At 65.8% G+C, this 24,562-nt stretch carries 21 protein-coding genes; 10 read left to right on the top strand and 11 right to left on the bottom strand.

Translation table 11 applies throughout. The annotated features are described in order from the left end of the window. Positions 1-156 precede the first annotated feature (156 nt). From AC1DT6_RS35090 to mdlC, 4 genes are all read right to left on the bottom strand, one after another. On the bottom strand, positions 157-1,530 hold the full coding sequence (locus AC1DT6_RS35090; RefSeq protein WP_441633149.1) for an MFS transporter: 1,374 nt from the start codon (positions 1,528-1,530) through the stop codon (positions 157-159). Between the two features lie 83 nt (positions 1,531-1,613). Then, the gene (locus tag AC1DT6_RS35095) at positions 1,614-2,567 is read right to left on the bottom strand and encodes a ketopantoate reductase family protein (protein ID WP_441633179.1); all 954 of its coding nucleotides are present in this window, start codon (positions 2,565-2,567) and stop codon (positions 1,614-1,616) included. A 78-nt stretch (positions 2,568-2,645) separates the two neighbouring features. After that, the gene (locus AC1DT6_RS35100; protein WP_441633151.1) at positions 2,646-4,097 is read right to left on the bottom strand and encodes an aldehyde dehydrogenase; all 1,452 of its coding nucleotides are present in this window, start codon (positions 4,095-4,097) and stop codon (positions 2,646-2,648) included. A 58-nt stretch (positions 4,098-4,155) separates the two neighbouring features. Beyond that, positions 4,156-5,760: a benzoylformate decarboxylase gene (mdlC, locus tag AC1DT6_RS35105; RefSeq protein ID WP_441633153.1), complete on the bottom strand. Its 1,605-nt coding sequence runs from the start codon at positions 5,758-5,760 to the stop codon at positions 4,156-4,158. A 107-nt stretch (positions 5,761-5,867) separates the two neighbouring features. Here mdlC and AC1DT6_RS35110 point away from each other — a divergent pair, with 107 nt between their 5' ends. Further along, positions 5,868-6,770 (top strand): LysR family transcriptional regulator, encoded by a 903-nt coding sequence (locus tag AC1DT6_RS35110; RefSeq protein WP_441633155.1) that lies wholly within the window; start codon positions 5,868-5,870, stop codon positions 6,768-6,770. Positions 6,771-7,072: 302 nt separating this feature from the next. Continuing rightward, the gene (gene nadC, locus AC1DT6_RS35115; protein WP_441633157.1) at positions 7,073-7,906 is read left to right on the top strand and encodes a carboxylating nicotinate-nucleotide diphosphorylase; all 834 of its coding nucleotides are present in this window, start codon (positions 7,073-7,075) and stop codon (positions 7,904-7,906) included. A gap of 101 nt (positions 7,907-8,007) precedes the next feature. On the opposite strand, the gene AC1DT6_RS35120 is transcribed toward nadC, so the two are convergent. Then, positions 8,008-8,553, bottom strand: a complete 546-nt coding sequence (locus AC1DT6_RS35120; protein ID WP_441633181.1) for a MarR family winged helix-turn-helix transcriptional regulator — start codon at positions 8,551-8,553, stop codon at positions 8,008-8,010. Positions 8,554-8,905: 352 nt separating this feature from the next. Here AC1DT6_RS35120 and phnN point away from each other — a divergent pair, with 352 nt between their 5' ends. Both phnN and AC1DT6_RS35130 read left to right on the top strand, forming a co-directional pair. Further along, positions 8,906-10,711, top strand: coding sequence for a phosphonate metabolism protein/1,5-bisphosphokinase (PRPP-forming) PhnN (gene phnN, locus AC1DT6_RS35125; protein ID WP_441633159.1), 1,806 nt, complete (start codon positions 8,906-8,908; stop codon positions 10,709-10,711). Between the two features lie 43 nt (positions 10,712-10,754). Further along, on the top strand, positions 10,755-11,747 hold the full coding sequence (locus tag AC1DT6_RS35130; RefSeq protein WP_441633161.1) for a tripartite tricarboxylate transporter substrate binding protein: 993 nt from the start codon (positions 10,755-10,757) through the stop codon (positions 11,745-11,747). 329 nt (positions 11,748-12,076) lie between these two features. Here AC1DT6_RS35130 and AC1DT6_RS35135 read toward each other — a convergent pair whose 3' ends face one another. Beyond that, positions 12,077-13,093 carry a 1-aminocyclopropane-1-carboxylate deaminase gene (locus AC1DT6_RS35135; protein WP_441633163.1) on the bottom strand — a complete coding sequence of 339 codons (1,017 nt, stop codon included), beginning with the start codon at positions 13,091-13,093 and terminating at the stop codon, positions 12,077-12,079. Between the two features lie 204 nt (positions 13,094-13,297). On the opposite strand from AC1DT6_RS35135, the gene AC1DT6_RS35140 reads away from it, so the two are divergent. Continuing rightward, positions 13,298-13,807 carry an Lrp/AsnC family transcriptional regulator gene (locus AC1DT6_RS35140; RefSeq protein ID WP_045236588.1) on the top strand — a complete coding sequence of 170 codons (510 nt, stop codon included), beginning with the start codon at positions 13,298-13,300 and terminating at the stop codon, positions 13,805-13,807. Positions 13,808-13,823: 16 nt separating this feature from the next. On the opposite strand, the gene AC1DT6_RS35145 is transcribed toward AC1DT6_RS35140, so the two are convergent. From AC1DT6_RS35145 to AC1DT6_RS35165, 5 genes are all read right to left on the bottom strand, one after another. Further along, positions 13,824-14,786 carry a Bug family tripartite tricarboxylate transporter substrate binding protein gene (locus AC1DT6_RS35145; protein ID WP_276290955.1) on the bottom strand — a complete coding sequence of 321 codons (963 nt, stop codon included), beginning with the start codon at positions 14,784-14,786 and terminating at the stop codon, positions 13,824-13,826. A 141-nt stretch (positions 14,787-14,927) separates the two neighbouring features. Beyond that, on the bottom strand, positions 14,928-16,100 hold the full coding sequence (locus tag AC1DT6_RS35150) for a mandelate racemase/muconate lactonizing enzyme family protein (RefSeq protein WP_441633165.1): 1,173 nt from the start codon (positions 16,098-16,100) through the stop codon (positions 14,928-14,930). A 157-nt stretch (positions 16,101-16,257) separates the two neighbouring features. Continuing rightward, entirely contained in the window at positions 16,258-16,962 is a 705-nt protein-coding gene (locus AC1DT6_RS35155; RefSeq protein ID WP_441633167.1) for an SDR family NAD(P)-dependent oxidoreductase, read from the bottom strand. Between the two features lie 80 nt (positions 16,963-17,042). Further along, positions 17,043-17,984 (bottom strand): dihydrodipicolinate synthase family protein, encoded by a 942-nt coding sequence (locus AC1DT6_RS35160; protein ID WP_441633169.1) that lies wholly within the window; start codon positions 17,982-17,984, stop codon positions 17,043-17,045. A 24-nt stretch (positions 17,985-18,008) separates the two neighbouring features. After that, positions 18,009-18,875, bottom strand: coding sequence for an IclR family transcriptional regulator (locus AC1DT6_RS35165; RefSeq protein ID WP_051648864.1), 867 nt, complete (start codon positions 18,873-18,875; stop codon positions 18,009-18,011). Positions 18,876-19,338: 463 nt separating this feature from the next. Between AC1DT6_RS35165 and AC1DT6_RS35170 the strand changes: the two genes are divergently transcribed. From AC1DT6_RS35170 to AC1DT6_RS35190, 5 genes are all read left to right on the top strand, one after another. Next, positions 19,339-19,656, top strand: a complete 318-nt coding sequence (locus tag AC1DT6_RS35170) for a hypothetical protein (protein ID WP_441633183.1) — start codon at positions 19,339-19,341, stop codon at positions 19,654-19,656. 102 nt (positions 19,657-19,758) lie between these two features. After that, a complete protein-coding gene (pdhA, locus tag AC1DT6_RS35175; protein ID WP_441633185.1) occupies positions 19,759-20,856 on the top strand; it encodes a pyruvate dehydrogenase (acetyl-transferring) E1 component subunit alpha in 1,098 nt (365 codons plus the stop codon). Next, positions 20,849-21,826 (top strand): alpha-ketoacid dehydrogenase subunit beta, encoded by a 978-nt coding sequence (locus tag AC1DT6_RS35180; protein WP_441633171.1) that lies wholly within the window; start codon positions 20,849-20,851, stop codon positions 21,824-21,826. The genes pdhA and AC1DT6_RS35180 overlap by 8 nt, the downstream gene beginning before the upstream one ends. Positions 21,827-21,846: 20 nt before the next feature. After that, on the top strand, positions 21,847-22,950 hold the full coding sequence (locus AC1DT6_RS35185; RefSeq protein WP_441633173.1) for a dihydrolipoamide acetyltransferase family protein: 1,104 nt from the start codon (positions 21,847-21,849) through the stop codon (positions 22,948-22,950). A 60-nt stretch (positions 22,951-23,010) separates the two neighbouring features. Further along, positions 23,011-24,192: an FIST signal transduction protein gene (locus tag AC1DT6_RS35190; protein ID WP_441633175.1), complete on the top strand. Its 1,182-nt coding sequence runs from the start codon at positions 23,011-23,013 to the stop codon at positions 24,190-24,192. The last annotated feature ends 370 nt before the right edge of the window (positions 24,193-24,562 follow it).

Genomic DNA, 24,562 nt, shown 5'->3' on the forward strand with positions numbered 1-24,562 from the left:
CCTCCCGGCGCGGCCGATTGCCTTGGCGAACGTGGAGAAGCCGGCCGCGCGAGAAACGGTTCCGATCCCGGATCATAGCGAATTCCGGATGTACCCTCCCCGGCCAGGCGAAGCGACATCCGGGCAACCGGGCAACCGGGCAGGGCCAGCGTGCGGTCAGGAACGCGCGAGGGCTGCGTCGCCCCGGGCGGCGGGCCGCGCCGGCTTCGGGATATGCCCCTTGACCGCAAGCAGCGCCACCAGCACCGCGGCCATCGCCGCGCCAAGCATGCCGAGATAGGACGACGCGCCGCCTGCGGTGATCACCGCCGCGCCCGCGAACGCGCTCAGGATCGCCCCGAGGCGGCCGAAGGCCAGCGCCGATGCGGTGCCCGTGGCGCGCACCGCGGTGGGGTACACGAAGGCGCACAGCGCGTACATGGTCGACTGGACCGCATTGACGAACATGCCGTGCACGCCCAGGCCAAAGATCAGCAATCCCGTACTGTGGCGCACGTCCACGCCTTGCAGCAGCAGCGCGCTGGCCGCCCCGCCGGCGCAGCAGATCGCCAGCGGCCAGCGCGAGCCGAAGCGGGTGATGGCCACCGCGCAGCACAGCGCGCCGATGACGCCGCCGAGGTTGTAGGCCGTCAGGCCGGAACCCGCGACCGCCACGTTCAGTCCCTCCGAGGCCAGCATGGTCGGCAGCCAGCTAAAGGCGCTGTAGACCGCCAGCAGGCACATGAAGAAGGCGCACCAGATCGCCAGCGTATCGCGCGCCTGCCCAGGCGCGAACAGCGCGCCGAAGCCCTTGCGGCGCTCCGCATCGCGCTCGGCCAGGTCGGTGAAGACGGCGTCCGCCGGCAGCGGCCTGGACATGCGGCCGAGCAGCCGGCGCAGCTCATCCCAGCGGGCGGGACGGCGCACCAGGAAACGCGGCGACTCGGGCAGCACCAGCATCAGCAGCACGCCCAGGCCCAGCGGCAGGGAGCCGCCGATAAAAAACAAGCCGCGCCAGCCATAGGCCGGCAGGACAACGCTGGCGAACAGGCCGGCCAGCATGCCGCCAAGCGGCACGCAGACGATGGTGGCCGTCACCGCCAGCGTGCGGCTGCGCGCCGGGGTGAATTCGGCCGTCATGGTGGTGGAGCTTGGCAACGCGCCGCCAATGCCAAGCCCGGCGATCAGGCGCAGCACGGCAATCGTCGTGGTGTCCGGGGCAAAACCGATGGCGCAGGTGGCCGTGCCAAACAGGAAGACGCTGCCGATCACGGCCCACCTGCGGCCAAAGCGGTCCGCGAACAGGCCGGCGCAGGCGCTGCCGATGCCCATGCCCACCAGCCCCGCCGCCACCGCGGGTGCGAAGGCGCTGCGCGTGATGCCCCATTCCTTGATCAGCACGGGAATGGCGAAACCGATCAACTGGCCATCGAAGCCGTCCATCACGATGGACAGCGCCGCCAGCACCACGACGATCTTCTGCATGGTGGTGTAAGGGCCGTCGTCTAGTACGCGTCCCACATCGATCGACGCGCCGGCTTGGGTATGCATGGGTGTCTCCTGTCGATTGGCGTCCTGGCGGGCGCCAGCGCCTTTTGCTCTTGTATCGGGTTTCAAGAGTGGCGTGCCGCCACTCAGTGCAGGACCGGACTGGCATCCAGCCCGTGGCCGCCCGCCCGGGTCTCGATCAGCCGGACGAGTTGCATCAGGGCTTCGGTGCGCGGCACGGGCACCCCGTGCCGCTGCGCCGCGGCCACGACGGCGCCGTTGATCGCATCGATCTCCGTGCGCCGGGCGGCAAGGATGTCCTGCAGCATGGATGGCTTGTGGCCAATGTGGTACTCGATGGCGTGCAGCACGCTGGCACCGACCTTATCCGCATCGACAGCCACGCCATGGCTCCTGGCCACGGCCAGCACCTCGCCCACCACCGCGAAGGCGAGCGCCGGACCATCCGGGATGCTGCCCAGCTGGTCCACCGTGCTGCCGGTGACCGCGCACAGGGGATTCAGCGCGGCATTGAACGCCACCTTTTCCCAGATCGCGGCCCACACGTCGGCATCGGCCTTGCAATGCATGCCGGCGCGATCCAGTGCCGCTACGGTCCCCGCCACGACGGACCGGTCCACGCCATCGGCGCTCATCATCCGGATCACGCCCTCGCCATGCGACTGCACGTGCCCGGGGCCAACCAGGTCGGCCGGCCATGTGGTGATGCCAATCAGCACCCGCTGCACGGGCACGAACCCGCAAATCGTCTCGACGCTGCCCAGGCCATTCTGCAGTGTCAGCACAATCGTCTCCGGCCCCAGCAGGTGACGCACGCCCGCCATCGCGGCGCGCGTGTGCATGGCTTTGGTGAAGACGATCAGCAGGTCGGGAATGGCGCCGGTCTGCTCCGGGCGCACGGCCTGCATGCCGTGCACCCGCCGGTCCGCCTCATCGGTCTGCAGGCGCAGGCCGTGGCGGCGGATCGCGTCGAGATGCGCGGCGTTGATATCGAGCAAGGTAACGTCATGGCCCGCTTCGGCCAGGCGTGCGCCAAACAGCGAGCCCATGGCCCCTGCCCCGAGGATTGCGATCTTGATCATTGGCTTGGCGGCCGCGGCGCGGCGCTGGTTGCATGGATGCGTTCGTGCGAGGCGGCAAGCCCCGCTGCCTGGAGACTAGAACGGGTAGTGGCGCGGCGTCGTCTGCACCGTGACCCAGCGCAGGTCGGTGAACTCGGCGATGCCGGCCTGCCCGCCAAAGTGGCCAAACCCGCTGCCCTTCACGCCGCCGAAGGGCATCTGCGCCTCGTCGTGCACCGTCGGGCCATTGACATGGCAGATGCCGGACTGGATACGCCGGGCCACATTCATGGCCCGCGCCACGTCGCGGCTGAACACGGCCGACGACAGCCCGTACTCGTTATCGTTGGCGCAGGCAATGGCCTCGGCTTCGCCGTTGACGCGCACGATGGCCTTGACCGGGCCGAACGACTCTTCCGCGTAGATCCGCATTCGCGGCGTGACGTGATCGAGCAGCGTCGCCGGCATCAGGGTGTTGTCCGCCTTGCCGCCGCACAGCAGCTTCGCCCCTTTGGCGAGGGCGTCGTCGATCAGGGCATTGCAGCGCTCCACGGTGCTCATGCCCACCACGGAGCCCAGCACGGCCGGTCCCTTGCGCGGATCGCCCAGCGGCAGCGCGCTGGCCTTGGCCGCCAGTTGCGCGACAAAGGCGTCGGCAATCTTGTTGTCGACGATGATGCGCTCGGTCGACATGCAGATCTGGCCGGAATTGGCGAACGCGCCAAAGGCGGCGGCGGCCACGGCGGCACCGATATCGGCATCGTCCAGCACCAGCAGCGGAGCCTTGCCGCCCAGTTCAAGCACCACCGGCTTCAAATGCCTGGCGCAGCTTGCGGCGATGACCTTGCCCACCCGGGTGGAACCGGTGAAGTTCACGCGGCGCACCGCGGGATGGGCGATCATGGCTTCCACCAGTTCGCCCGCATCGGCCGGCGCATTGGTGACGAAGTTCACCACGCCCTTGGGCAAACCCGCTTCCCGCATGGCTTCGATGATCAGCCCGTGCGTCGCGGGACAGATCTCCGACCCCTTCAGCACCACGGTATTGCCGCAGGCCAGCGGCAACGCGATGGCACGCACGGCCAGGATCACCGGCGCGTTCCACGGCGCCATGCCCAGCACCACGCCGGCCGGCTGGCGCACGCCCATGGCCAGGCTGCCCGGCACGTCGGACGGAATGACCTCGCCGTGGATCTGCGTGGTCAGGCAAGCCGCTTCGAGCAAGCCGGCCGCGGCCAGGTGCACGTTGAAGCCGGCCCACATGGCGGATGCGCCGGTCTCGGCGGCCATCGCGGCGGCAAAGGCTTCGCCCCGGGCTTCCAGCGCGTGCGCGGCCTTGGTCAGCAACGCGCGGCGCTCGCCCGGGCCGGTGGCGGCCCAGGCGTCGAAGGCCGCGGCGGCGGCGTCCACCGCCGACAACGCATCGGCTACCGTGGCGGCCGGGGCAACGGTGGCCACCTTGCCGTCCAGCGGATTGCGGCGCGCGAAGGTGGCGCCATTGGCCGCCTGGCGTGGTTGGCCGTCGATCAGCAACGAAATCGTCTGCATCCTTGTCTCCTTTGTTTGTTTTCTTGCGGCTTGCTTTCCTGCGGGTCAGGTTTGTGTTTCAGGCAACCTCGACTTCAACCAGCTTCGGTACCGGCGAGCGCAGCCCGTCGGCCAGCGCGTCGCGCAGCAGCGCAGCGTCCCGCACGCGTACGCCTTCGCAGCCCATGCCTTTCGCCAGCGCCACGAAATCGATCCCCGGCAGGTCCGTGCCCTGCACCGGATCAGTCGGTGCAAAACCAAACTCCGGCGCGAAATCCTGCAGCGCGGCGTAGCGCGCGTTGTTGAGGATCACGAAGGTGATCGGCAGCTTGAGCCGGACCGCGCTCCAGATGGCCTGGATCGAGTACATGCTGGAGCCGTCGCCGATCAGCGCGACGACACGCGCCCCCGGCCGCGCCAGCGCCACGCCAACGGCGGCGGGCATGCCGTAGCCCAGGCCCCCGCTGTCCATGGTGTAGAAGGTGCCGCTCTGCGTGAAGGACAGGTAGCCCTGCATGACGGGACGCGCGCTGGGCGCTTCCTCCACCACGATGTCGGCGGCATCGCGCACCTCGGCCAGGGTCTGGAGCACGTAGGCGGTGGACATCAGCCGCGTAGGTTCGGCACGCGGACGAGGCTGGCGCGGGGCGGGCAACGGGCGCGCCCCGGGCGCGGGACGCGCCAGCAGGTCGAGCACGCCGAGCCGGATATTGCCCACCACCGAGCTGCCCACCGGTGTCCAGGCCGCGATGGCGGGATCGTCGATCAGCTGGTACAGCGTTGCGCCGGCCGGTACATGGGGACCGGCGCCTTCCACATGGTAGGTAAAGGCCGGCGCGCCCAGTACCAGGATCAGGTCGTGCCCGCCCAGCTGGCCGACGATCTTCTCGCGCATGGCAGGCAGGAAGCCGCCGAACAGGCGATGGTCTTCAGGGAAGCCGCAGCGCCCGGACATCGGCGCCACATAGACGCGCGCGTTGTGCGTCTCGGCCAGGCGCACCACCTCGTCCCAGGCGCCGGCACGGTCGACTGCGCCGCCGACGACAAAGGCCGGACACTCACAGGCATCCAGCTGGGCGCCGATGCGCCCGATCGCCACCGGGTCCGGCCGCACCTCGGCGCTGACCGCGCGCGCAGCCACCAGCTCGGCCGGCTGGTCCCAGTCGTCCACCGGGATCGACACCAGCACCGGGCCGCGCGGCTCCTGCATCGCCACGTAATAGGCCCGCGCCATGGCCAGCGGCACATCCGCGGCGCGTGCCGGCTCGATGCTCCATTTGACGTACGGCCTGGCCAGCTCGGTGGCTTGCGTGGACGACAGGAAGGGATCGAACGGCAGGATCGAGCGCGCCTGCTGGCCCGCCGTGACAATCATCGGCGTGCGGTTCTTGAACGCGGTGAAGATGTTGCCCATCGCATTGCCGACGCCCGCCGCCGAATGCAGGTTCACCAGCGACGCGTTCCGGATGGCCTGCGCAAAACCGTCGGCCATGCCCACCACCACCGCCTCCTGCAGGCCGAGCACATAGCGGAAGTCGGCGGGGAAATCCCGGAACATCGGCAGTTCGGTCGAGCCGGGATTGGCGAACACCGAGGTGATGCCGAACTGGCGCAGCAGGTCGATCACGGCGTCGCGCACGGTGATGGCCGCGGAACCTGCAACGGAGTTGGTACTACCGGTCATGCCTTCTCCCAATGAAGCGGTTGAGTCGATTGAACGATTCGCAAAGTATCGGCGCCCCACCCTTACTTGAATATTGCCTTTTCCATAAAAAGGCATTACGTTTGCGCATGACTTTCGATCTGCGACAACTGAAGGCCTTCACCACCATCGTCGCCAGCGGCAGCCTGGGCCGCGCGGCCGAAGCGCTGCATGTCACCCAGCCCGCGCTGAGCCGCGCGATCAAGCGCCTGGAAGACGAACTGGGCGCCCCGCTGTTCGAGCGGCACTCCAAAGGCATGCAGCTCACGGCGGTAGGTAGCGCGCTGCTGCCGCATGCCGCCTTGCTGCAGCGCGAGGCCGAGCATGCGCGCGAGGAGATCGATGCCATGCGGGGGCTGGCCAAGGGGACCATCAAGGTGGGCGCGGTGGGCAGCATTGCGAGCCTGGTGCTGCCGCTGGCGGTCGGCCGGGTGACCAAAGCGTGGCCAAACCTGCGGGTGGAGATTACGGAAGGCGTGTGGGACCGCCTGGCGGAGGGCCTGATCCGGCATGAGATCGATCTCGCGCTGAGCATCCGCGCGCCCGATACTGACGAAATCGAGGCCATCGCCGATTGCCGCTGGGAGGACAGCAGCTACGTGGTGGCGGCGCCGGACCATCCGCTGCGGCGCAAGCCGGGACTATGCCTGGCCGACACGCTCGAACAGCAGTGGGCCATCCCGCCCAGGGGCACCGGCCCGTTCGAGCATATGCGGGACGTGTTTGCAGCCCAGGGGCTGGGCCTGCCGAATATCGTGGTGGAAACGCGCTCCGTTACCGCATTGAAGAGCCTGGTTGCACGCTCGGGATTCCTGAGCTGGATGGCCGAGCCGATGGTCGACGCCGAGCGCAAGGCCGGCGTGATCGATATCCTGGACATTCCGGGCGGGGTCGGCAAGCGCACGCTGACGGCGTTCCGCCGGCGTCAGGGCATCTTGCCAGGCCCAGCGGTCAAGCTGCTGGAAGCGCTGCGCCAGCTGACCGCGGCCTGACCGGCCTGCGCCTGAATCGACCTGGCCATATCGCCGGCCATGATCAGGCCGCTGCCCGCCCGGAGCTGCCGCCAAAGCAGAGCGCCACACAGCTCGCTCATCTCACGCCCCTTCAACTCCCGGCCGAGCCGGGCGCCCCAGTCCCTCCATGTGCGGTCGACGGCGCTAGAGTGCATGCGCTCGCCTAATTTATCTTAGATCTCGAATAATTCTTGACAAGACGCAGGCAACCGCTAGTATTACGCCATGTACTTCGATCTCTAAGATCTCTGGGTACAGCAACCACCTTTAGGAGCCTTTACATGTACGACATCTTTGCCACTGACAAGCTGATCGACCTCTGGCTGACCGAAGACATCGGGATCTGCGATTTGACGGTCCAGACCATGATCGAACCGGGAGAGACCGGCACCTTCTGCATGAACGCCCGCGAACCGATGATCATCGCTGGTATCGGCGTGGCAGCACGAATCTTCGCCCGTTACGATCCCACGCTGGCTATCGATGTGCGGGTCGCCGATGGCGACAAGGTTGAGAAAGGCGCGGTGCTCATCAATGTGAGCGGGAATGCGCGAAGCGTCCTGACAGCTGAGCGCACCGCTCTGAACATCATGCAGCGGCTGTGCGGCATCGCCAACCACACGGCAACATATGCCCAAGCCATCGCGCATACCAAGGCTCGCCTGATCGACAGCCGCAAGACCACGCCGGGCCTGCGCGCACTGGAAAAGCACGCGGTTACCTGCGGCGGTGGACTGAACCACCGGCTTAGCCTGGACAACGGCGTGATGATCAAGGACAACCACATCGCCGTGTGTGGCAGCATTGCTGCCGCCGTGGCACGCGTGCGCCGGAAGCTCCCCGTGCTGACCAAGCTGGAAGTGGAATGCGATCGGCTGGAACAGGTGCACGAGGCACTGGCAGCCGGTGTCGACGTGATCATGCTGGACAACATGTCGGTGCCCGACATGAAGGAAGCCGTGCAGATTGTCAATGGCCGCACCAAGGTCGAGGCTTCGGGCGGCATCCGCCTGGAAACGATCCGAGCCGTGGCGGAAACAGGCGTGGACTACATTTCCACGAGCAAGATTACACAGTCCGCCCCTGCCGTTGATATCGGTCTCGACGAAGCCTGACACCTGCGGAGCCTGGCTCCCATATAACGATTCGCACCCTCTACCGAGTGCTTCACACTCGCCGGCCGGCCCGGCGAGTTTTTTTTGCATAAGGGTGCCGTCTACAGATCCGAGAGCAGCCGCCCCACTTCCTGCGTAGAGGGAACACGCCGGCCATGCTCGGCCGAGGCGACTTCGTCAGCCACCAATCGCTCCGCGATCGTAATCAGCACGCGGCGCGTGGTCCGCACGTCGTCTTCACTCACACCCTCCACGCTAAGTTCATTCACCTCCGTAGCCAGCGGCTCCAGCTTGCGGCGCAGAGCGCTTCCGGTCTTGCTCAGGAACACGTGCACCTTTCTCTTGTTACCGGGGAGATGCGTACGTTCTACGTAGCCCAGCGCCTCCAGCGCCTTGACTGCCGCAAACGTGGTCGGCTCGGTCACACCGGCCCGTTCGCTCAACTCTCGTTGCGACAGACCATCGTGACGCCAAAGGATGCGCAGGATGGTCCAGTGGCCGTACGACACAGAATGTTCCGCCAGGCGCAGTTGTAGCGCCCGGATATAGGCGCGGGCAGCGTCCTTCACCAAGTGGGCGAGCCGTTCTTCATCGGCCTCATCCGAAGGGCTGATTGTGACCGGAGTACCCAGCTTTCTTGTAGCCATAGTCTTGACCGAAAATGAAACGTATACATACGACACCGGCGAATCGGTGCGAGCGACAGCGCACATGATAGCGCCTCTGGCGATCGCACGCCCGACACTCCGTCCCTGGCTTCCCGGCATCTCCATGTAGCGTTCACTACATTAGTGCACCATGCGCTCAATCACTGCATGGGGCACCACCACCGCGCACACCGTTTGTCCGTGTTTTCCCCTACAAGCACACGAATCCCGCGTACACACTGGATTTGCGGGCGTTGGCCCATTGCTTGCATTAGCTTAGACATCGAACATCTCTTGACACCCTTATGGCCGGTGCTAGCATAACCGTATAACTTCGACATCTAAGGTAATTATGAAAGCGACCGGCACATTCTTTTTTGTTGTAGGGCCCAGTGGCGCTGGCAAGGACTCCCTGATCGACGGTGCACGTGCAACGCTCGGTGACGACTATGTTTTTGCACGGCGCGTTATCACGCGTCCTGGCGGGTCAGCGGGCGAAGAGCACGAGGGCGTCTCCGATACCGAGTTCACACGACGTGAGCGAAGCGGCGAGTTTTTGGCAACTTGGGATGCGCACGGTCTCCGCTATGGCTTGCCCATGTCGCTGCTGCTCGAGCTCGACCGCGGGCGGAATGTCGTGGCCAATGGCTCGCGCGGCGTCATCGCGGAGCTTGCCGCCCGATTACCACGTTTCGTGGTCGTCCTGGTAACGGCACCGCATGGTGTGCTTGCACAGCGCATTGCAGCGCGCGGGCGCGAGTCGGGCGACCAGGTTGCCAAACGCGTTGCACGAACGGGAGCACCGGTGCCACCAGGCGTTTCGTGTATCACGGTGTCAAATGACAGCACGCTGGAGGTGGGAATGGCACGCTTTGTCGGCGCTCTGCGAAATAGCACCGAGGCATCCTCCGCCGAACAGCCGGCCAGCCGCGCCAACCTGATGGCCAAGCTGCGCGGTCAGCCGCTCGACGAAGCTGCCTACGCCGCTGTGCTGCAAGATGCAATTGCCGGACGGTACACCGAGGCAGAGCTGACAGAGTTCCTCATTGCCGCAACCCAGACGCTGACGGACGACGAAGTGGTGGCACTGGCACGCGCACGTACGGCCTTCACACCCCGTATCGACTGGGACGAGCCGCTTGTCGTCGATAAGCATTCGATGGGTGGCGTTCCCGGCAGCCGCATCACGCTGATTGTGGTGCCGATAGTCGCGGCCTACGGTCTGGCGATGCCCAAGACATCGTCGCGCGCAATCACCTCTGCCGCCGGCACTGCCGATGCAATGGAAACAATCGCACGTGTAGACCTGACGCAGGAGGATGTGCGCCGGTGCATAGCTCAGGCACGCGCATGCATTGCGTGGAACGGACATCTGAACCATTCCGTGATCGACGATGTCATGAACGCAATCACCCGGCCACTTCGCCTTGATTCGCGCCGATGGTCGGTAGCGTCGATCCTGTCGAAAAAATACACTGCCGGCGCTACCCACGTCATCGTCGACCTGCCCTACGGGCCGGAGACCAAGCTGGCAACACGCGCCGACGCCGAAGCGCTTGGCGCACTGTTCGAACGCGTCGGCAAGGGACTGGGCCTGCACGTACGCGCGCTGGTCACGGACGGCAGCCGCCCGATCGGCCGTGGCATTGGCCCCGCACTGGAAGTGCGCGACGTCCGCCTGGTGCTCGACAACGATCCCGATGCGCCCGCAGATTTGCGCGAGAAGGCCCTGCGCTTTGCCGGCGAAATCATCGCATTCGATCCCCGCGTGGGCTCGCCCGAACAAGGCATGCGAATTGCAACAGCACTTCTGAACGAAGGCAAGGCGAAGGCCGCATTCGATCGCATCGCCGCCGCGCAGGGCGTTCGCCCCGATCCAGTGGTGCCGGGTGCGCATACGCAGGTAGTGGCTGCCACGACGCAGGGACAGGTGACGGCCATAGAAGGCTTGCAAATTTCCGGTGTGGCGCGTGCTGCCGGGGCACCGCGCGATGCCGGTGCAGGCATCGACCTGCTGTGCACGATCAGCGCACAAGTGGCGCCGGGGCAGCCCCTCTACCGCATCCACGCCGACTCGGCTGAAGCACTTAGGGCGGCCGCGGCACTAGTCCGCGTCGGTGGCGAGTGCCACCAGGCAGTGCGTATAGACCCCGATTGACCAACCCTTCCCTTTCCCTCACCCTAACCGACAAGGCATATCCATGAGACACCTATCCGTCGTCAGCAGTCTGGCATCGCTTCTGTTTGTCGCAGGCAGCCTGAGCACCCTGCCCGGGCGCGCCGAGGCCAATATCGCGAGTACCTTCCCGCAAAAGCCCATCCGTATGGTGGTGACGTTTCCGGCCGGAGGCGGGACCGATACACTCGCGCGCCTGATCGGCACCGACATGAGCAAGTCGCTGGGCCAACCGGTGGTAGTCGACAACCGGCCCGGCGCCAGCGGCAATATTGGCGCCGAGTTCGTGGCCAAGAGCCCTGCCGATGGCTACACGCTGCTAATCGTCAATAGCAGCTTCGCCATCAACCCGAGCATCTTCAAGAAGCTGCAGTTCAATCCGAAGTCCGATTTCAGCGCGGTCATCACATTCGCTTCGGTGCCTTCGGTGATCTCCGTGCCATCGCAATCGCATATCCGCACGTTTAACGACTTGCTGGCGGCGGGCAGGAGTGCCTCGCCRCCAAGCTATGCGTCGTGCGGTAACGGCACGCCGCAGCATCTGGCCGGCGAATTGCTGAAGGTCTCGGCAAAAATCGAGATGCTTCATGTGCCGTATAAAGGTTGCGCGCCCGCCATCGCCGACGTGCTTGGCAACCAGGCCGACGTCAGCGTCAACACGCTGACCAACACGATGCCTTACCTGAAGAGCAACAAGCTACGTGCGCTGGCCGTCACGTCAAAGGCGCGCTCACCGTTCCTGCCCGACGTGCCGAGTGTGAGCGAGCTTGGCGTCCCCGGCTATGACGTAGAACAGTGGTTCGGCATCCTCGCCCCGGCGCATACGCCGCCCGAGATCGTGCAAAAGCTGAACACGGAAATCGCCAAGGCCATCGCCAAGCCCGAGATCAAGGCTTCGCTGGCACAACTCGGCTTTGCCTCGACCACGAGTACGCCTGCCGAATTCCAGAAGCTGGTCACCACCGACATCGATCGCTGGCAGAAATTCGCGACAAAGATCAATCTGCTCGTGGACTGATCGTCCGGGGAACCGGCCAAAGCAGGCAGCTCCCCCCATTCCCCGTTTTACATCGTTGCCACACGGGCGCAAGCCAGCCCTCGTGAGAGCGCGTTCGTCCCTGCGTCCTGAAGCCATCCGTGATGACGTTGGCCGCCCGCGCTGATCGAAACGCTTCGTAGAACCACGTTCACTCGCTGCTCGTGTGATTGAGCGACGGGGCAGACGGGGGCAAAGCGAGACCAGGCGTGCTGCCGATCAGGCGCCCCTTGATTCCGGCGTTGAACGACCGGCATCAAGGGGATACATCAAGGAGATCGTCACGTGCGCAGGCAAGTGCGCAGGCGGGTTCAGCCGTTCCTGAACGGGAAGCTATAAGCACTCAGCGCCGGGGCGCCGCCCAGGTGGGCGTAGAGCACCTTGGAGCCTTCCGGGAATTCGCCGCGGCGGACCATGTCGATCATGCCCTGCATCGATTTCCCTTCATAGACCGGGTCGGTCATCATGCCCTCGAACCTGGCGCTCAGCCGGATGGCTTCGAGCGTATCCTCGGACGGCAAGCCATACTCCGGCCCGCCGTAGCGCGTGTCGAGCACCACGTCTTCGCCGGTGATATCCCGGCCGAGGTCGACCAGATGCGCGGTGTTCTTCGCAATGCGCAGGATCTGCGCACGGGTCTGCTCCGGCTTGGCCGATGCGTCAATACCGATCACGCGGTTGGCCCGGCCATCGGCCGCGAAGCCGACCACCATGCCAGCCTGCGTGCTGCCGGTGACCGAGCAGACCACGATGTAGTCGAACTTGAAGCCGAGTTCGGCCTCCTGTGCGCGCACTTCTTCGGCGAAGCCGACAAAACCCAGGCCGCCCAGCGGATGTTCGGAGCACCCTGCCGGAATCGGGTAGGGCTTGCCGCCGGCCTGGCGCACGCTTTCCATGGCATCTTCCCAGCTCTTGCGGATCCCGATATCGAAACCATCGCTGACCAGGCGCACGTCGGCGCCCATGATCCGCGACATCTGGATATTGCCAACGCGGTCATAGACGGCGTCCGAGTAGTTCACCCAGTTCTCCTGCACGAGCACGCACTTCAGGCCGAGATGCGCCGCCACGGCGGCGACCTGGCGAGTCTGGTTCGACTGGATGCCACCGATGGAGACGAGCGTGTCGCACCCCTGGGCGAGCGCGTCCGGAATGATGTATTCGAGCTTGCGCGTCTTGTTGCCGCCGAACGCCAGGCCGCTGTTGCAGTCCTCGCGCTTGGCATAGAGGTCGACCTTGCCGCCGAGATGTGCGCCGAGTCGTTTCAGCGGCTGGATGGGCGTGGGTCCGAACGTCAGTTGGTGGCGGGGAAAGCGTTTGAGATTCATGCTGGCGACTCCTGGGTTGAGGGCGGGGATCCAGGCATCAAGACTGGCGAAGAACACTGGCATGTGGAACCGCCTTTCGTTGATGCTGCATGGCCTCAATCCTAGAAAAAAATGCGCGAAACATGGTTGCAAATATCGTTCTGTTTATGCACTATAAAAAATATCGATCCAATTTTTTGACCTGTTTATTTTTTAGAAATAGCCATGGACGAAACAAAATTGCGCACCAAATCAGAGCATTCCGCGCCACTTTCCGAGGCATTGGACCGCACCGATAAAGCCATCCTGCGCGCGCTTCAGCGCGACGCGTCCGTCTCTAATGTGGCGCTGGCAGCCAAGGTCAGCCTGAGCCCGCCAGCGTGCCTGCGGCGCGTGGAGCGGCTGAAGGAACTCGGACTGATTCGTGGCATCGTGGCGCTGCTGAACCCCGCCGCGCTCGACGCGGGGATGCTGGTGATGATCGGCGTGGTGCTGGACAGGTCCACGCCGGAATCCTTCTCGGAGTTCGAGAAGGCCGCCCAGAAGGTCTCCGGATGCATGGAGTGCCACGTGGTGACGGGCGAATTCGACTACTTCATGATGCTGCGGACCAAGGACAGCGAGAGCTTCAATCGCCTCCATGCGGAGCAACTGCTGTACCTGCCGGGGGTCCGGCAGATACGCTCGTTCATGGTACTCAAGCAGGTGCTGTCGACGACGCAGTTTCCGATCTGAAGCGCCGCGGGGTGGGCTACTCCGCGCGGATCTTCGCTTCCGCGACGATCTTGGCGGAACGGGCCATATCTTCCTTTTCAAACCGCGCAAAGTCTTCCGGCGTGCCGGGCGACAACAGGTAGCCCTGTTCGGCCAGCCTGGTGCGCAGGTCCGAAGCCAATGCCTTGTTGACCTCGGCGTTGATCCGCTTGATCACTTCCGGCGGAAGCTTGGCCGGGCCCCACAGCCCGTACCACGAGTAGAACTCGTAGCCCGGCACGGTCTCGGCAACGGTTGGCACATCGGGCATGGAGGGCAGCCGCTCCTTGGAAGTCACCGCGACCACCCGTACCATGCCGCTCTTGTGGTACGTCAGGGCGCCAAGCACCGGATCGATAAAGCCGTCGATGGCGCCACCGATCAGGTCCTGGTAGGCAGGCGCCGAGCCCTTGTACGGCACCACCAGGTAATCGATCTTGCTCGTGCGCTTGAGCAGTTCCGTCGACAAATGCCCGGCGGAGGCCTGCGAGCCGATCGCGAACGACATCTTGCCCGGGTGCGCCTGTGCGTAGGCGATCAGTTCCTTGATGTTCTTGATGGGCAGGTTCTTGTTGACCGACACGGCCAGCGGGCCCTTGCCGACCAGCGCGATCGGCACGAAATCCTTCGTCACGTCGTAGGGAGACGATTTCAGTGTCATCGGCGTGGTGGTGAAGGTGGAGGCGCTGAACAGCAGCGTGTAGCCATCGGCGGCCCCCTTGGCCACCGCATCGGCGCCAATGATGCCCTGGCCGCCGGGCCGGTTGTCGACGATAAAACTCTGCCCGGTCTGCTCGGACAGCTTTTGCGCCAGCATGCGGCCAACGGTGTCGGTGGGCCCGCCGGGCGGGAACGGGATGATGACGCGCACGGCCTTGTTCGGGTAGGTCTGCGCGGAAGCGGCGGCGGCGCACAGCAGCAGCGCGCCCGCGGCACAGCGGAAGAATCGATGGAACAGCATTGTTTGTCTCCTGTCTCGACTGCAGGTCCGCCCCTTGAGGGCGGTTCTTTGTCCGGGTGCACGGTTCAGGTTTGCTCCCTCTCCCCCTGAGGGGGAGAGGGAGCAACCGCCGCCGTCATTTCAAACGGCTCTGGCGCATCTTCAAGGCTGCGCCAGCGCCGCCATCTCCGCATAGAGATCCGCCTTGCCCTCGAAACCAATGCCCGGCAACTCCGGCATGGTGATGTGCCCGTCGATCACCTTGACGCCATCGGGGAAGCCGCCATAGGGCTGGAACAGGTCGGGATAGCTTTCGTTGCCGCCCAGACCCAGGCCGGCTGCGATATTGAGCGACATCTGGTGGCCGCCATGCGGAATGCAGCGGCTGGGCGACCAGCCGAAAGTCTTCAGCACTTCCAGCGTGCGTTCGTACTCGACGAGGCCGTAGGACAGCGCGCAATCGAACTGCAGGTAATCGCGGTCGGCGCGCATGGCGCCATAGCGGATCAGGTTGCGCGCGTCCTGGTGGCTGAACAGGTTCTCGCCCGTGGCCATGGCGCCGGGGTAATACTCGGCCAGCGTGGCCTGCAGGTGGTAGTCCAGCGGGTCGCCAGCCTCCTCGTACCAGAACAGCGGATAGTCGCGCAGCATCTTGGCGTAGGCGATGGCGGTATCCAGGTCGAAGCGGCCATTGGCATCGACCGCGAGCTGCGCGTCGGTGCCGATCTCCTGCAGCACGGCCTCGATGCGCGCGCTGTCTTCTTCCAGGCTGGCGCCGCCGATCTTCATCTTGACCACGTTGTAGCCGCGCTCGAGGTAGGAGCGCATCTCGGCGCGCAGCGCGGACAGGTCCTTGCCGGGGTAGTAATAACCACCTGCGGCATAGACGAAGACACGCGGGTTGGCCTTGACGCCGTGGCGCTCCGCCAGCAACTGGAACAGCGGCTTGCCGGCGATCTTGGCCACCGCATCCCACACCGCCATGTCGATGGTGCCGACCGCCACCGAGCGTTCGCCGTGGCCGCCGGGCTTCTCGTTGGACATGGTGGCTGCCCACACGCGATTGGGATCGAGGTTGGTGCCTGCGTCGTCCAGCAGCGAAGCCGGATCGGCCGCCAGGATGCGCGGCGCGAAACGCTCGCGGATCAGCCCGCCCTGGCCGTAGCGGCCGTTGGAGTTGAAGCCATAGCCGATCACGCGCTTGCCGTCGCGGAAGGCATCGGTCACCACGGCGACGAGACTGCTCGTCATCTTCGAGAAATCGATATAGGCATTGCGGATGGGCGACGAAATCGGTTTCGTCACTTCGCGGACGTCAATGATGCGGACGGACATTGCTTGTCTCCAGTGTCTTTGGTGTTCGGTGTTCGGTGTTCGGTGTTCGGTGTTCGGTGTTCGGTGTTCGGTGTTCGGTGTTCGGTGCTCGGTGTTCGGTGTTCGGTGTCTTCGGTGTCTTGAATGCTTCGGTAATTCGATATATCGGCCGGGCGCCCTACAGCGAGCCGCCGCCACAGATCACGATCTGCTGGCCGGTGATGGCCCCGGCATCCGGGCCGAGCAGGAAGCTCACCATCCCGGCCACTTCGCCGGGCTGGATAAAGCGCCCGATGGGCGGGGTGCGCGGCGGCGTGCCCTTGCGGCCGGGATCGTTAAGCATGGGGGTCTCGGTGGCGCCCGGCGCCACCACATTGACCGTGATGCCGCGCGGCGCCAGTTCCGCCGCCCATGAGCGCGCCATGCCCACCAGCGCGGCCTTGGTCGCTGCGTACTGGCTGCGCCCCGGCGCGCCCGCCGCCGTGCGGCTGCCGATCAGCACGATGCGGGCGCCATCCGGCAATGTCGGCACCAGCGCGTTAGCCAGCACGGCGGCGGCTTCCACATGGATGCGCCACATGCCCTCCCCGTCCCCGGCCTTCAGTTCGCCGAGAACCGCCGTGCGCATATAACCGGCGGCATGGACGATGGCGTCGACACGCGGCAGGGCGGCCACGGCGGCGGCGAGTTTCACCGCGTCCGTCAGGTCTACCTCGATCGCACTGAAGCGCTCGGCGCTCTCCGCCGGCGCGCGGTCAAGACCGGTCACCCGCCAGCCCGCGGACAGCAAGCGCCGGGCGATGGCGGCGCCGATGCCGGAACTGGCGCCCGTGACAAGGGCATGCCTTGCGAGTGGCGCGTCGGCTTGCATGGATTGGCTCATCGAAGCCCCTTTGACATGCAGTTGCTGGCGGCCCGGCCTCGCGCGCTGGTTGCGCGGCGCGAGGCCGGACCCGTTCAGGATCAGGCTACGGCCTTCTGGGTGATGCCGGCCTGTTCCAGCGCGGCCTTGATGGCGGCCAGTTCCGCGGCCGACGGGGCATGGGTCGGCGGGCGCACGGTGCCATCGCTCAGGATGCCGGCCAGCGCCATGGCGGCCTTCATGCGGCCGTGCGCTTCGCCCGTGGGTTCACCGGCGCCATACACCGCGTCCTTGAGCGGATTGATCAGGGCCTGCACGCGCATCGCTTCATGCAGGTCGCCAGCCTTGACCGCCTTGAGCAGATCGTTGATCAGGCCGGGAATCAGCGAGGCAAAGCCGACCAGCGCGCCGTCGAGACCCTGCACCAGCGACGCCAGCAGGTATTCGTCATGGCAGGTCATCAGCACCTTGGTGGGATCGGCGGCGCGGATTTCCTTGATATCGCGCGCGTACTTGTTCATCTCGCGCTCGCCCATCTTGAAGGCCTTCACATAAGGCAGCTTTGCCAGTTCGGCGAGCAGTTCGGACGAGTAGGAGCCGCGCGTCCAGGCGGGGTAGATATGCACCACCAGGGGCAGCCCGCTGGCCTTGCCGATGGCGTTGAAGTAATCGAGGCAGTGTTCCGGCTTGAAGCCAAAGCGCAGCCAGTGATGCGGCGGCATGATATCGAGTCCGGCGGCCCCGGCTTCCCTGGCCCAGCCCGCCTGCTCCACGGCATCGTTGATGCCTTCGCAGACCACCGACGAGATCACCGGGCAAATGCCCTTGGTGGCGTCGGCGGTGATGCGGGTCACTTCGGCGCGCTCGCGCGGGGTCAGCGAGAAGACTTCACCGGTATGGCCATTGGTCATCAGGGCGGTCACGCCCTCCTGCCCGCCCAGCCACCTGGAGAAGCGGCGCAACTCCGGTTCGTTGATGCTGTAGTCCGCATTGAAGGGGACTGCAATGGCGGGAATGATGCCGCGGAAATTGATATCAGACACGTTCGTCTCCTGGTAAGGCTTGCGCTATCTGCGCAATACGGTGGTGGTCAGGGTGGGAGGAATGAATCCTCCGGAGGGTTGCAACGCACGGGCCAGTTCGGTGGCCGCATGCACTACCGCCGGGGCCGTGGTCGATTCGAAATCTTCAAGCGAGGTGTTCATCGCCGGCGCCGCCACGCTCAGGCCCGCAACCGGCACGCCGTCGACATCCAGCACCGGGGCGGCGACCACGTAGAGGCCCGATACAGTCTCCTGGTCCGACAGCGCATAACCCTTGGCGCGCACGGTCTTCAGGCGTTCAAGAATGGTGCCGAGATCGGTCAGCGTGTGGTCGGTCAGCTTTTGCCGCGGCTGGGCATCCAGCACGCGGGCCTGCATGTCCTCGGGCAGCCAGGCCAGGATGGCGTAACCAACAGCGGTGGAATAAGCCGGCACCCGGCTGCCGATGCGGATATCCACGCCGAGCCGCGTCAGGCCCGCCTGGATACGCTCGGCGTACAACACATCCGGGCCATCCAGCACGCCGATGGAAGCGGCTTCGTTGATCTCCCCCACCAGCGCGCGCAGGATCGGCCTTGCCCGCGTGCGCAGGTCGGAATGGGCGATGGCGTCGAAGCCAAGGTCCAGCACCTTCAGCGACAGCCTGAACAAGCGCGTGTCCGGCACGCGCTGCACATAACCGATATCCACCAGCGTGTTGAGGAAGCGGAAGGCGGTCGCGTTGTCCAGCCCGGAGCGCCGCGCCACTTCCGCCATGGTGAGTTCGGGCTCCTGGGCCGAGAACGCTTCGAGAATGCGGAAGCCCTTCGCCAGCGACTGCACCGTGTTCTTGGATGCGTCGCCCGCGCTGCTTGCTTTCGATGCGGAACGGACAGGGTTCTCGGTAGCCATATTCAATCTCCACGGTTAGTTCAGGTGCGAACCCGGCTTGAGTTCGGATTCCGAATTTTAATTCGCTGAACTGACAGAGGAAAGCCCTCGCTCATGACTGGTGGATGAACGCCGGCATCGCGGCCGGCCCTTTGGAATTCGGATTGCGAATTTTTATTCGCAACTTAAATCTGAAACAAGGCGCCGCATCACGGCACCTCTTGTTCCTGTCCGGGTCTTGGGGACCCTTGTTGTTTATTCGGATTGCGAACTTGTATTCGCTATATGAAATAGTTTAGCCCTCGCTTCCGTGCATGAGCAAGCCCGATTTTCCTAGGGTTTTCACCAGGAACAGATCTTGGAGGTAAGACAGGTCAGGCTGCAAGCTACCGGACGTTACCCCACATTGCCGCACTCCCCTCAATCGCCCCAACCACTGCAATAGGATTACACTGAAAACGAGACAACCCTCCGGAGTGGCATGATGGACGGCATTGACCCTCAACGCACCTTCCGTGGTCTTCCCCTGACCCCGGAACAGGATGCGGAAGTCAGGCACTACATCAAGAAGCAAAAACAACGTAGTGCGCCATGGGATACACCTGAGCTGGCCGCGATGCTCGCGGATATGTTGCGGCCGCCGAGCAACGAGGACGAGGACTTCGAGCCCGACGACGGTGAAGGGAAAGCGGCCGCCGAGCGCGCGGCGGGTGCGGTCGACGACGAGATGGATCCGATCGAGGCCGGCGAGGAGCGGATCGCGGCCATGGAAGCCGAGGCGATGAAAGGCCCCAAACACTGAATCGCAGTTGGAGCATGCGCATCGTGGCTCGTGGCCGGGACGCGCACCGGAAGAAGACAGCCCCCAGTGCAACCACTGGAACACAAGAACAAAGGGCATGCCATGGCGACCGTCGCGACATTCGAAATCGGGTACACGCAGTTTCTCGACCCACAAGGTGAGCCGACCCAGGCGCTACCGGCCTTTGCGCTCGATCCCGAGGCGCTGGTGCCGCTGTACCGGGCCATGGTGCTGACGCGCCAGTTCGACCTGAAGGCCATTGCACTGCAGCGCACCGGCCAGATCGGTACGTTTGCCTCCGCGCTGGGCCAGGAGGCAGTCGGCGTCGGCGTGGCCAGCGCGATGCGGCCGGAGGACGTGCTGGTGCCGTCCTACCGCGATCATGCCGCGCAGTTCCAGCGCGGCGTCTCGATGACCGAGAGCCTGCTGTACTGGGGCGGCGACGAGCGCGGCAATTTCTTTGCGGCGGCGCCGCATGACTTCCCCAACTGCGTGCCCATCGCCAACCAGGTCTGCCATGCCGCTGGCATCGCCTATGCCATGAAGCTGCGCGCGGAGCCGCGCGCAGCGGTCTGCCTGCTCGGCGACGGCGGCACCTCGAAAGGCGATTTCTACGAAGGCATGAATATGGCCGGTGCCTGGCACGCGCCGCTGGTGCTGGTGGTCAACAATAACCAGTGGGCCATCTCCATGCCCCGCAGCCAGCAGACCGCCGCGCAAACGCTGGCGCAAAAGGCCATCGCGGCCGGCATCCCCGGCCTGCAGGTGGATGGCAACGATGTCGTCGCAGTGCGCCAGATGACACTCGAAGCGCTCGAACGGGCGCGCGCCGGCGGCGGGGCCACGCTGATCGAGGCGATCACCTACCGGCTCGGCGACCACACCACGGCCGACGATGCCTCGCGTTACCGCGAAAGCGATCAGGTCAGGCAGCACTGGCTGCTCGAACCGGTTGCCAGGCTGCGCAACTACCTGTTGCGGCTGGGCGCCTGGGACGCGGCGCGCGAAGAGCAGCTAGCCAAGGCTTGCGCGGGCGAGGTTGCCGCCGCGGTGGAGGCCTACCTGGCGATCCCCCCGCCGGACACGGCAGCAATGTTCGATTACCTCTATGCCAGCCTGCCCGAAGCGCTGGATACGCAAGTGGACACGGCGCGGCGCTTCGCACCGAACGCGCCGGCAAGCGAGAGCGATCATGGCTGAAATCCATCTTGTCGAAGCCGTCAACCATGCGCTGGCCTATGAACTGGAGCACGACCCGCGCGTGGTGCTCCTGGGCGAGGACATCGGCGTCAACGGGGGCGTGTTCCGCGCGACGGCCGGGCTGCAGGCGCGCTTCGGCGCGCAGCGCGTAATCGACACGCCGCTGGCCGAGTCCGCCATCGCCGGCGCCGCCGTCGGCATGGCGGCGATGGGCCTGGCGCCGGTGGCGGAAATCCAGTTCACCGGCTTTATCTACCCCGCCATCGACCACATCATCAACCACGCCGGTCGCCTGCGCCACCGCACGCGCGGCAGGCTGAGCTGCCCGATGGTGCTGCGTTCGCCTTTCGGGGCTGGCATCCACGCGCCGGAGCATCACTCGGAGAGTCCCGAGGCGATGTTCGCGCATATGCCGGGCCTGCGGGTGGTGATCCCGTCGTCGCCGGCGCGTGCCTACGGCCTGCTGCTGGCGGCCATGCGCGACCCCGACCCGGTGGTGTTCCTCGAACCGACCCGGCTCTACCGGCTGTTCCGCCAGGAGGTGCAGGACAACGGCGAGGCGCTGCCGCTCGATGTCTGCTTCACGCTGCGCGACGGCGACGACATCACGCTGGTGAGCTGGGGCGCGATGCTGCAGGAGACGCAGGCCGCCGCCGACCTGCTGCTGGACGAAGGCATCTCCGCCGCCGTCATCGACGTCGCCACGCTCAAGCCGCTCGACATGGGCACCATCCTGGAGTCGGTCGGCAAAACGGGCCGCTGCGTCATCGTCCACGAAGCGCCGCGCAGCGCCGGCTTTGGCGCCGAGATCGCGGCGAACCTGGCCGACGCCGGGCTGTATTCGCTGTCCGCGCCGGTGCAGCGCGTCACCGGCTACGACACGGTAGTGCCGATGGCCAGGCTCGAATACCAGTACCTGCCCAGCGTGGCGCGGATTGCCGACGCGGCGCGCAGGGCCATGGCCGCCTGAAGTCGTTCCTGGGAGCTTCGATGAAAATCTTCAAGTTGCCCGACCTGGGCGAAGGCCTGCAGGAAGCCGAGATCACCGAGTGGCACGTCAAGCCCGGCGACACGGTGGCCGCCGACCAACCGCTGGTTTCGGTCGAGACCGCCAAGGCCATCGTCGAGATTCCCTCTCCCTACGCCGGACAGGTCGCCAGGCTGTTTGCCGCGGCCGGCGAGATCGTGCATCTCGGCGCGCCGCTGGCCGGCTTCGAAGGCGCGGGCGAGCCGGAGGATGCGGGCGCGGTGGTGGGCGACGTCAAGGTGGGCACGCAGGTGGTCGCGGAAGCGCCCGCCGCCCTGGGCCGCGGCGGCGGCGCGGTGCGGGCAGTGCCAGCCGTGCGCGCCCTGGCGCGGCAACTCGACGTGGACCTGGCGATGATCACCCCTTCCGGCGCGGATGGCGTCATCACCGCCGCCGACGTGCGGCGCGTGGCCGCGACGCTGGCGGACCTGGGGCCGCCGGAAGTCTTGCGCGGCGTGCGGCGCGCGATGGCGCAGAACATGGCGCGCGCGCAAAGCGAGGTCGCGGCGGCGACCGTGATCGACGATGCCGACATCCACGCCTGGGCGCCCGGCACCGACACCACGATCCGGCTGGTGCGCGCGCTGGTCGCCGGATGCCGCGCCGAACCCGGCCTCAATGCCTGGTACGAAAGCCAGACCGGCCGCCGCCATGTCCCGAAGCGGATCGACGTAGGCATCGCGGTAGACCTGCCCGAAGGCCTGTTCGTGCCGGTGCTGCGCGACACCGGCAACCGCGACGCGGCCGACCTGCGGCGCGGCCTGGACCGCATGCGCGCGGACGTGCGCGCGCGCAAGATCGCGCCCGAGGAAATGCGCGGCAACACCATCACGCTGTCCAACTTCGGCATGATCGCCGGCAAGTACGCGGCGCCCATCGTGGTGCCGCCAACGGTGGCCATTCTTGGCGCCGGCCGCATCCACGACGCGGTGGTGGCATCCGGCGGCGTGCCTGCGGTGCACCGCATCCTGCCGCTCAGCCTTACCTTCGATCACCGGGTGGTCACGGGCGGCGAAGCCGCGCGCTTCCTGGCCGCGGTGATTGCCGACCTGGCCTTGCCGGTATAGGCCAGAACACATCTTGCAGGCCGAGGCCCGGCAGCTTGCCGGCCTGGCCGCGGAGCGACCATGTCCGATGCTTCTTTCATCCATGCTCACGCAGCCCATGACGACTGGCGGGAGGCGCTGGCCCAGTGCCGGACGCAACTTGACGCGCAACTGGCGGCCCGCCAGGCAGCGCCGGGCGGCGGCGCCGCGCTCACGCTCGGGTGGTGTTACCTCAGCGACTATTACGCGCCGTCGGCCGAGGACATACTCACCGCGCTGCGGGAACACTGGCCAGGCGTGGCCTGGGTAGGTACGGCCGGCGTGGGCGTCTGCGCGGGCGGCGTCGAGTACATCGACGAGCCCGCCATGGTGCTGATGGCGGCGTCGTTGCCGCCCACCGCGTTCAGGCTGTTCTCCGGGCTGCAGCCGCTGCCCCCCGCCTCCTCCGCCTTCGTGCCCCATACCGCGCTGGTGCATGCCGAAGGCAGCACGCCGGATGTCCAGGACCTGCTGCACGAACTGAGCGAGCGCACCGCCACCGGCTACCTGTTTGGCGGCCTGTCATCGGCGCGCAACCGCACCCTGCACATCGCCGACGGTGTCTTCTCCGGCGGGTTGTCGGGTGTGCTGTTCGACGCCGGGATCGGCCTGATCTCGCGGGTGACGCAGGGCTGCAAGCCGATCGGGCCGGTGCGTATCGTCACCCGTGCCGCGCATAACCTGCTGTTCGAACTGGACGGCGAACCCGCGCTCGACTGCGTCCTGAAAGACCTGGGGCTGGGCGGCGATGTGCCGGAGGAAACCTTGTCCAGCGTACTGTCCGCCACGCTGGTGGGCCTGAGCACCGGGGGCGACGATGCACCCAGCGTGCCCGGCAGGTTCGGCGTGGAAACGCTGGTGCGGCATGTGCTCGGCGTGGACATGCAGCATGGGGTGCTGGCGCTGGCGGATGTGGTGGAGGACGGAATGCGGCTGGCGTTCTGCACGCGCAATCCCGCCGCGGCGCGGGCGGATCTGGTGCGCGTGGCTACCGAGATACGGGCTGAACTGGAGAGCGGCGCGGCTGGCCATGCCCTGGGGGCGCTGTATATCAGTTGCTCGGGGAGGGGCGGGCCGCATTTTGGGGCGCCGGGGGCGGAGTTGAAGATGGTGCGGGAGGCGTTGGGGGATTTGCCCTTGGCGGGGTTTTTTGCCGGGGGGGAGATTGCTCGGGATCGGCTTTATGGATATACGGGGGTGTTGACGGTTTTTACTGGGCGGTGAGGGGGCGTTGGGGGTTTTGTGGGGCAGCTTTTGAGGCTTTGGGCTACCGGTTATGTGGGTGGGCGGTATTTTGGCGCTTCTAGCTGCTGGCGCGGCTGTACGGGGTTGGCCGTTTACGCACACGGAGGTGTCACTTTTCTTTACTCGTAAAGAAAAGTAACCAAAAGAAAGCGATCCTTGCAGGAGGCTGGCTTGTCGGGCTTGCGCAGCCCATTGGTTTCGTCGTCAGGCCCCGGGTTCTAATAGCCTCATGCCGTTACCGGTTTGAATGACCACGATCCTGCCAATGGCGCTGGTTCCGTAGTGAGGCCCCCGGTAGCGGCTCCCTGCCCATTCGCCCATCTGCCGGTACCGGCACGGAGCATCACGA

It is taken from the genome of Cupriavidus sp. 01L45, assembly GCF_056399885.1.